8 protein-coding genes are annotated in these 8,179 nt (G+C 70.1%); 7 read left to right on the plus strand and 1 reads right to left on the minus strand.

The genetic code is table 11. The features are described from left to right. The 6 genes from D7X96_RS40190 to D7X96_RS37905 form a co-directional block, all read left to right on the plus strand. Positions 1 to 558, plus strand: a 558-nt coding sequence (locus tag D7X96_RS40190) for a hypothetical protein (RefSeq protein WP_158626676.1), incomplete at its 5' end; no start/stop codon positions are given. Continuing rightward, a complete protein-coding gene (locus D7X96_RS37885; RefSeq protein WP_121771907.1) occupies positions 540 to 1,814 on the plus strand; it encodes a condensation domain-containing protein in 1,275 nt (424 codons plus the stop codon). The genes D7X96_RS40190 and D7X96_RS37885, both read left to right, overlap by 19 nt. Continuing rightward, positions 1,811 to 2,422, plus strand: coding sequence for a methyltransferase family protein (locus tag D7X96_RS37890; protein ID WP_121771908.1), 612 nt, complete (start codon positions 1,811 to 1,813; stop codon positions 2,420 to 2,422). Before D7X96_RS37885 ends, D7X96_RS37890 begins: the two co-directional genes overlap by 4 nt. Before the next feature lie 6 nt (positions 2,423 to 2,428). Continuing rightward, on the plus strand, positions 2,429 to 3,388 hold the full coding sequence (locus D7X96_RS37895; RefSeq protein ID WP_121771909.1) for a fatty acid desaturase family protein: 960 nt from the start codon (positions 2,429 to 2,431) through the stop codon (positions 3,386 to 3,388). Further along, positions 3,385 to 4,614, plus strand: coding sequence for a CapA family protein (locus D7X96_RS37900; RefSeq protein ID WP_121771910.1), 1,230 nt, complete (start codon positions 3,385 to 3,387; stop codon positions 4,612 to 4,614). Before D7X96_RS37895 ends, D7X96_RS37900 begins: the two co-directional genes overlap by 4 nt. Before the next feature lie 2 nt (positions 4,615 to 4,616). After that, positions 4,617 to 5,225, plus strand: coding sequence for an iron-containing redox enzyme family protein (locus tag D7X96_RS37905; protein ID WP_121771911.1), 609 nt, complete (start codon positions 4,617 to 4,619; stop codon positions 5,223 to 5,225). A gap of 278 nt (positions 5,226 to 5,503) precedes the next feature. On the opposite strand, the gene D7X96_RS37910 is transcribed toward D7X96_RS37905, so the two are convergent. Beyond that, a complete protein-coding gene (locus D7X96_RS37910; RefSeq protein ID WP_121771912.1) occupies positions 5,504 to 7,324 on the minus strand; it encodes a UvrD-helicase domain-containing protein in 1,821 nt (606 codons plus the stop codon). Between the two features lie 365 nt (positions 7,325 to 7,689). Here D7X96_RS37910 and D7X96_RS37915 point away from each other — a divergent pair, with 365 nt between their 5' ends. Continuing rightward, positions 7,690 to 8,070 (plus strand): hypothetical protein, encoded by a 381-nt coding sequence (locus D7X96_RS37915; RefSeq protein ID WP_121771913.1) that lies wholly within the window; start codon positions 7,690 to 7,692, stop codon positions 8,068 to 8,070. The last annotated feature ends 109 nt before the right edge of the window (positions 8,071 to 8,179 follow it).

Genomic DNA, 8,179 nt, shown 5'->3' on the forward strand with positions numbered 1-8,179 from the left:
ACGCTGGTGGGGGTGGAGGGCTCGGGCCTGCCGATGCAGGCGCTGGCGATGACGACGGTGCTCGCGCCGCTGCCTCCGCGCCGGCGCTTCCTGCCCGCGGGGCCGTGGGGCGAGTGGCTTGCGTCCATCCTCGCCGCCTCGGGCCTGCCGGGGACGGTGGAGCTGACGCCGCTGGAGCGCCGCCCTCGCGCCGGGGGCCTCGTGTCGCGCCCGCTCGACTGGAACGAGTCGCTGCGGCTCGAACGGCGGGAGCTGGTGGGGACCGCCGGGGAAGGGCAGGGGACCACGGCGCTGCCGTCCTCGCGGGCGCGCGTGGACCTGGTCCACCTGTCCATGGGCGAGCCCCAGCGGGTGGCCGAGGCCACGCCCGTGCTCCTCGCGGCGGGCTACCTGCCGACGGGCCTCCGCCCGCGTTTGGACGCGCCTGACGACATCGTCTTCCAGCACCTGCCGGCGCCGGAGCGGGCGCGCGAGGCGGTGGGGCGGGCGCGGCTGGACGGCGAGGCGGCCCGGGCCCTGTGGAAGGGATGGGTGGAGCGATGCGCGCGAACTTCGTAGACACGCTCCTCGCGCGGCTGGACGGCGAGGTGGCCACCATCTGGGCCACGGTGCTGCTGCGCATCGACGCGCGGCCCGACGTGGCGCGGCTGCGCGGGGCCTTGCGCGCCCTGGTGCGAGAGAGCGAGCGCCTCAACGTGGCCTGGGACGACGCGCGCGGTGCGTGGGTGCCCGCGCCGCGCACGGACGATGCGGTGGACGCGGTCCTGCTGGAAGGCGCCGAGCCGCTGGACGAGCCCGAGGCGGTGACGCGCGTCATCAACACCCGGGTGGACCTTACGAGGGACGTGCCGCTGCGGCTGCACCTCCACCCCCTGGCCGATGGCGCGCCGGGCCCGTGGCTCTTCGCCATCCAGCTCCACCATGCGATCGGGGACGCCAAGGCGCTCGCCCACCTGCTGGAGCGACTGTGGCTGCACTGCGCGGGGCGCGCGTCACAGTCGCCGCCGCTGGGCCCCTCGACGCTGACGGATGGCAAGGTGCTGCTCGCGGCGCTGCGCGGGCCGGGCCGGGTGCTGGGCCTCGCAAGCCCCCGCCGCCGGCTCCTCGCGCAGCGGGGCCTGGGCCTGCGCCGCAGTGGAGACACGGCGGGCCGCTCGGTGATGGCGACGGCGCGCCTGACGCTCCCGGAGGGCCGCACGGACGTCCAGGCCTCGGAGGTCTTCTTCGCCGCGCTGCTGGCGGGCGTCGCGCTGCGCGAGCCCACGAAGGAAGGGCTCATCCGCCTGCGGGTGCCGGTGGACCTGCGGCGCATGCTGGGGCTGGGGCGGATGCTGGGCAACGGCTGCTCGACGGTGCCGCTGGAGTTTCCCCTGCGGGAGGTCCGCGCCCGGTTGGAGGACGCGCCCGCCCTGGCGGCGCTGGTGCGCGAGGCGCTGCGGCGCGTGCTCGACGAGGGCGTGCACTGGACGACGGCGCTGGAGTGCATGGCGGTGGCGCGGCTCGCCCCGGGGCCCGTGCTGCGGCGCAACGCGCGCCCCGGGCTGGTGGCCGAGCCCCGCACCAACACGCTGGTGGCGACCTACCTGGGCCGGCTCGACAAGCACTTCGTGGACGCGCCCTTCCGCATCCACTCCATGCGCAGCCACACGGCCACCTGGGGCGCGACGGGCCTGGGCTTTGGCGACACGCTCCACATCAACACCGCGACGTTCGAGGGACTGTGGACCCGGGGCGAGCTGCGCGACTTCACCGAGCAGCTCGCGGGCTGGGCGTCCTCGGGCTTTGGGCTTGCGGCGGAGGTGGTGGGACCATGAAGGGGCTTCGCGACGCGCCCGCGCTCTACCTGGGCTTCATCTCCCTGCACCTGCTGCTGGGGCACCTGGGCGCAAGCCTGGCCTACCGCCTGCGCTTCGGCCGCAGCCCGCTGGCCTACCGGAGCACCGGGGCCGACTCCGCCCACACGCGCCTCACGCGGCGCATCAGCGGCGCCTCGCTGGTGTGGGCGGGCTCGGTGGTGGCGGCGGCGCTCTGGCCGCGCTGGTCCCAGCTGCCCTGGGGCCGGCCCCTGCTGGCCCTTCCGTCGGAGGTGGGCTGGGCGCTGGGCGTGCTCGGCCTGGTGGGCATGCTGGCGGCGCAGTACGGCATGGGCGCGACGTTCCGCATCGGCGTGGACGCGGGAGAGGCCCCGCCCGTGCTGCACGAGAGAGGACTCCACCGCTACTCACGCAACCCCATCTACGTCTTCTCCTACCTGTACCTCGTGGGCGCATCGCTCTGGGCTCCGTCGCTGGTGACGCTCGGGGCGTGCGCGGTGCTGGGGGTGCTGTTCCACGGGCTGGTGCTCCAGGAGGAGCGCTACCTCTCCGCCCGTCTCGGTGACGCCTACGCGCGCTACCGCCAGCGCGTCCCCCGTTACCTCTGAGGCTCCATGCAGCTCGCCCCCGTCCTGGCTTCACCCGCTGCCCCCTCCCGCGACGAACTGGTGGAGCTGCTGCGCATCCGCCCCGCGCGGGCCCTGGGCATGGCGGCCCTCCACCTGGGCGTGTGGGCGCTGGCCGGCGTGGGGCTCGCGCACGTCAGCGGCTTCTGGCTGAAGCTGCCCCTGTGGCTGCTGGCGGCCCAGGGCGTCATGGGGCTCATCCAGCTGGACCACGACGCGTGGCACGACACGCTCTTCCCGAGGCCCTGGCAGAACCGCCTCTTCGGCAACGCGCTCAGCCTGCTCGTGGGCATCGCCTACGAGCCGATGCGGCACGACCACCTCGCGCACCACCGCTGGAACCGCACCGAGAAGGACCCTGACGCCTACAACGCGGGCCGGCGCTCGCCCGGGCTGTGGGCCCTCTTCTACGCCACCGTGCTGCTGGGCCTGCCGCTCAGCCTCGTCTACTTCAACGTCCTCTACCCGGTGCAGCACTTCGACGCTGGCCGCCTGCGCCGCCATGCACTGGTGCTTCTCGGCTACGGGGTTTTCTACGCGCTGCTCTTCTGGCTCCTGGCGGGCCACGGGCTGCTCGGGGGCGCGGTGGAGTGCTGGCTGCTGCCAGTGCTCTTCGCCAGCCCCCTCAACGGGCTCAAGTCCATCTCCGACCACCACGCCAACGTCTGGCGCGGCGACCGCTTCCACACCGCGACGACGGTGCGCAGCACCCGGCTCGTCACCTTCCTGTGGAACGGCCTCAACCACCACCTGGACCACCACCTCTATCCGCGGGTGCCCGGCTACAACCTCGCGCGGCTGCACGCGCTCCTGCGCTCTCAACTGCTCGCGCGCGGCGCCCCCGTCTTCGACAGCTACCTCCACGTCATGTGGCGGGCCCTCCTGGCCGGCCCCATGGTGGTGGAGGAGGACGTGCGACTCGTCACCCTGGAGCGAAAGCGCCCATGAACGCCCTGCGCCGGCTGTACGCGGACCTCCGCTACGAGGACGGCCGCTGGCCGCTGTCCCGGTGGGACCTCAACCTGCGCTACATCACCAAGAGCCTCCTGCACCTGCCACAGCCGCGCTCGGCCGGAACCGGCGAGCACTTCGCGCGAGTCGCCCGGCACGTCGCCTCGGGCAGCTGGCGGCACGCGGGCGCGCCGGAGCTCCGGCTGAGCGCCGTGGGCGACATGATGTGGATCCGCAGCGGCTTCCACCGCGCCCTCTCTCCCGGCGTCCGGGAGGTGATGGCGGATGACGCGGTGGCCTTCGCCAACCTGGAGACGCCGGTGGATCCGGCGCGGCCCGTGCCCCGGCTTGTCTACGAGACGCTCCACTACAACGCCCCGCCGGACTACCTCGCGGCCTGGGAGGGCACGGCGCGCCACCGCGTCTTCTCCCTCTGCAACAACCACGCGCTCGACCAGGGCGCCGGAGGGCTGGAGCGGACCCGGCGGACGGTGCTGGCCTCCTCCCAGCACCGCTGCGTGGGAGGCCCCCGGCCGGAGGACGCGGTGGCCGCCCTGGAGGTGGACGGGGTGCGGATGGGCATCGCCGCCGTGACGTATGACATCAACCACCTGGTGGGTGCGCCGCCCTCCGGGGTGCCGGCGACGCGGCTGGGCAGCCCGCTCCACGCGCCGGACTGGGAGCGGCTGGGCGCGCTCATCGACGCTGCTCGCGCGGTGGGGCCGGACCTGGTGGTGCTGATGCCGCACTGGGGCTTCGAATACGAGTACTGGCCCGAGGCCCTCCAGCGCGAGCACGCGTACCGGCTCATCGAGCGCGGGGCGGACGTCCTCCTGGGCTCCTCGCCGCATGTCCTCCAGCCGGTGGAGTGGGTGTCCATTGATGGCGCGGACGCCACCTGCCCCACGCAGGTGCGCCGGGGCGGGCCCGCGCGGATGGGGCTCATCGCGTACTCGCTGGGCAACTTCCTGAGCATCATGCCCACGCTGGCGTGCCAGACGGGGGCCGTGCTGAAGCTCGCGCTCGCGAGGGACGCGCGGGGCGTGCTCCAGCCGGTGGATCTGCGCGCGGTGCCCACCGCCTGTGGACGGGGACTCGGTGGGGAGGGGTTCCTCGACGCGGGCGTGGTGCGCCTGGACGAGCTGCCCCCAAAGCGGGCGGCGCCGCACCTCGCGCATGCCCGGCGGACCTTGGGCGCGCTGCTTTCGGACCGGAGGGACTGAGGATGTCTTTGATTGAGGAGCAGTTGGAGGCGCTCACCGTCGGGATGGCGCGGCAGGTCTCAAGCTGGCTGCCGTCGGTGACGCCCGAGCGCTACGTGGCGTTTCTCGACATGATGTTCCACTACACGCGGCGCAGCGGAGACCGGCTGCGGCTCGCGGCCGAGCGCGCCACGCTCCCCGAGCTGAAGGCCTTCTTCGCGGAGCTGGCGGGTGACGAGCAGTCGCACTACCTGCTGGCCCAGGCGGACCTCGCGGCCTTCGGGCGCGAGCCCTCGTCCGGCACGCCACGCGAGGTGGCCGACTTCCACGCCTTCTGGGAGGGAATCGGGCCGGAGCGGCAGCTCGCCTTCCTGGGCGCGCTGCGCGTGCTGGAGGGCGTGGCGCGGCACCTGGGAGGCGAGGCCCGCCAGGGGCTGGGACGGCTCGGGCTGGAGCGGACGCAGGCGCGCTTCATCCTCGTGCACCTCGACGTGGACCTGGAGCACGGCGCGCGGGCCCAGGCGCTCTGCGAGACGCTGGGCGCCGGGCACCCGGAGCCGCTGCTCGAAGGGGCCCGGCGGGCCGCCGACTTCTGGGTGGCCATCCACCGCGCGGCGCTGGCCGCACATTGAGCCGTGCCGCCTGAAGCTGGAAGGGGACGGCCACGGCCTGGACGGACTGGGTGAGCGTCACCTGGACCTCGCGAGGCGGCGCCTCCTCGTGGCGCCATGTGGGCCAGCAACGCCTTCTGGCTCTCCGATGTGGACCTGCATGAGCTGGACATTGAGATGGCCGCGCTCTCCCCCGAGTCGATGGAGTTGCTGCGCGAGGCCGTTGGGGCTGAATGTGCAGTTCGACAGCGCCGCCGATTTGTCATCACCCGGTGACGAAGCGTCCCGTCGTCTGCGTGTCAGAGCGGGAGTGGGACTGCATTCGCGTCGAAGAAGTCGGAGTACCGGCCGTTGCCGGTATCGATTACGACTAGGTTCTGGCGGGAGCGGGTGATGGCAGTGTAGAGGAGTTCGTCTGTCGTCCACGCCTCCTCGTGGCGCTCCGCGTTCTCACCCAAGATGACGACGACGGTGTGGCCCTCCCAGCCCTTGAAGGAGTGGATGGTGGAGAGCTTCACGGTTCCGGCCTTCATCTCGAAATTGCGCTTGCGGCCGCGACGGATGTCATTCACCTCTCGGTCGAACGCCTGCGAGTCCTCTCCGTGCCGGCCGGCGAGTAGCTTTCTCTCCTCGTTGGTCTCGAACGTCTGCATGGTCTTCTCGCCTGCGACCCTGCGGAAGTAGTCGTCGAGGTCGCGAAGGACGTCGATGAGGGGAGAGACGATCGTGAGGTCGTTGGGGTGGATGCCGAGCCTTTCGGCGAGGCCCTGGATGAGTTCGAACAGCTTTGCCGCGGTCATGCCGGGGCGGTGGCCATAGGTGATGAGCGGAGGCGTGTGGAAAAGGTCCGACTGGACGAGGCTGATTTCATCGTCGAAGACGTACTTGTCTCCGTAGATCGATCGCTGAAAGGCCTGAGCCAAGCCGACGAGTCCAGCGTTCAGACGGAACGAGTCGGTGAGCTCGTTCCATCGTCCGGGGATGGTGGTGTTGGGCCTGCGCTCCTCGTCAAGCTTTTGGCCGTAGACGTTCTGCTTCTCGTCGCCGAAGACGACGAACTCTCCGTCGGGCGTGAGGAAGTACCGCTTTAGAATGCGGAGCCAAGCGGTCTCGTAGTCTTGGACCTCGTCGACGAAGATGGCGGGGTAGCGGGGCGTCAGGTGCTCGGCGGGCGCGAAGAAGTTTTCGTCGGAGCAGGCCTCAAAAAACGCCTCCGGCATGGCGAGGCCGAGATTGGTCGCCGTGGACTTGAAGAACTCGTGGTAGTTGCTGATGTGGAACGCGTCCCACGGGAAGGGAAGGCGGACCTCGCTGATCCGGTCGCGGATATAGTTCCGGAGTGTGAGGTTGAAGGTTAATACGAGGACGTCGCTGTTCGTCCGGGCGTGCGCGCGGACGGCCCGGCCGGCGAGAACGTAGGTCTTTCCGCAGCCGGCGACACCGCGAATCTTCTGCTGGACGCCCGCGCGGCTCTCCACGAGCTGCTTCTGCTTCCCCCGGTAGACGATAGGCTTCCCCTCCTCCTCGGTGTGGATCGGCGGGACGAGGTACCGGCGCAGGGCGCGGTAGAGTTCGTCGTCCCAGTACTGCGAACGCCGGTGGAGCCAACAGTCACGGAGCAGGCGCACCCACCTCTCCCGTGTGAGGGAGTCTTTTCCCAGGACATGTGTATTCGGTGACGTCTCACACTTCTTCCGCGCGTTGGCCTCTGAAGCATGGTGGAAGTAGACGGCGGTGGAGACGAGCTTCGCGCTCTTCGAGTTATCGATCTTCTTCTCGAGGAGCTGACCGACGTGGAGGTTGAAGAGGTTCCACTTGTACTTCTCGACCTGTTCGACCGGCGAGAGGATGGACACTCCGTTTGTCACGAGCCTCCAGGTCTTCTTGTCCTTGTAGACGTAGCCGGAGAGGTCCCAGTCCTTCACCTCGATGATGAGGGCTCCGGCGTCACGGCGGACGAGGACGATGTCCGGGCGGTCGCCGTTGAAGAAGGGCTGGACGAAGATCTCGTACTCGTCGTCCAGCGTTTCGCAGAGGAACGCAACCAAGTGCGCTTCGCCTGGCTCGAGGGGCACCTTGAGCGATGCGAGCTTTTCCGGGGCAGGGTAGCAGTCGGCCATGCGGATTCTCACCAGGGCAAGTGGCTCACTGCAAGTATATGTTGAGGGCGGCGGGCTGATGAAGAGGAGCCAAGAATGGCCGCTGGAGGGCGACGCGCGGGCTGCGCGCCGGGCCGGAGCAGAGGCTGTGCCGCCCCTCGGGGCCCATGCCGACCAAAGCGGCCCAGCCAAGCGGCAGGCCGCAGGGGCGTGGGCTTCCAGGTCACTGTGGGAGCGAGGGGCTCAACACCACGCCACCTGGGGTGGCCCCTGCGCTTGAGCCATCTGCGCAGGCCGCGTGAGCAGTCTCAACCTCCCGAGTGCTAGCTCGACGAAGGCCCGTCCGAGAGAGTCCCTTACCTACGCGAGGACCAAGGAGCGAGCACATGACGACCGAGCGCCTCTTTCTTCCGAACGTCGATGTCGGTCGCGTCGACAAGTTGGGCAAGTGGAAGTCTGCGCGATCTGACTGGTTCATCGCCGACCCCTGGGAGAAACTGATCGCGAAGTATGAGCGCGGCACGACGTTCGCGTACGACCACTACGTGTTCAACGGGAAGCACCCACAACGCAACCGCATCACCGACGCTGATATCGCCACCGCCAATGCGTTGGTGAACGCAAACGCTGGCGCGACCCTTGATGGCCTAAACAGGCTTCGAGCAGCTCAGGACGACCTCGAACCTTTGCTCGCCCAGGTCCCGCTTGATGCGGACCTCCTCGGCCCCCATGGGGTCGCCACGGCTGCGCCCTCTCTGCCAAGGTGAGTGAGACAGTCCGTACCCAGCAGTTTAGTGTGCAGGGCGACCCAGGCAGGGACGATGAATCCGGTGGTGGAAGAGGCTCGGGTCAGGGAGACCGAGGTGGTGGAGAAGG

It is taken from the genome of Corallococcus interemptor (genome assembly GCF_003668875.1).
Lineage (GTDB): Bacteria > Myxococcota > Myxococcia > Myxococcales > Myxococcaceae > Corallococcus > Corallococcus interemptor.

Coding starts and splice junctions, on each gene's coding strand:
- D7X96_RS37905 (WP_121771911.1), top strand. CDS start 4,617: ATGTCTTTGATTGAGGAGCAGTTGGAGGCGCTCACCGTCGGGATGGCG.
- D7X96_RS37895 (WP_121771909.1), top strand. CDS start 2,429: ATGCAGCTCGCCCCCGTCCTGGCTTCACCCGCTGCCCCCTCCCGCGAC.
- D7X96_RS37915 (WP_121771913.1), top strand. CDS start 7,690: ATGACGACCGAGCGCCTCTTTCTTCCGAACGTCGATGTCGGTCGCGTC.
- D7X96_RS37900 (WP_121771910.1), top strand. CDS start 3,385: ATGAACGCCCTGCGCCGGCTGTACGCGGACCTCCGCTACGAGGACGGC.
- D7X96_RS37890 (WP_121771908.1), top strand. CDS start 1,811: ATGAAGGGGCTTCGCGACGCGCCCGCGCTCTACCTGGGCTTCATCTCC.
- D7X96_RS37885 (WP_121771907.1), top strand. CDS start 540: ATGCGCGCGAACTTCGTAGACACGCTCCTCGCGCGGCTGGACGGCGAG.
- D7X96_RS37910 (WP_121771912.1), bottom strand. CDS start 7,324: ATGGCCGACTGCTACCCTGCCCCGGAAAAGCTCGCATCGCTCAAGGTG.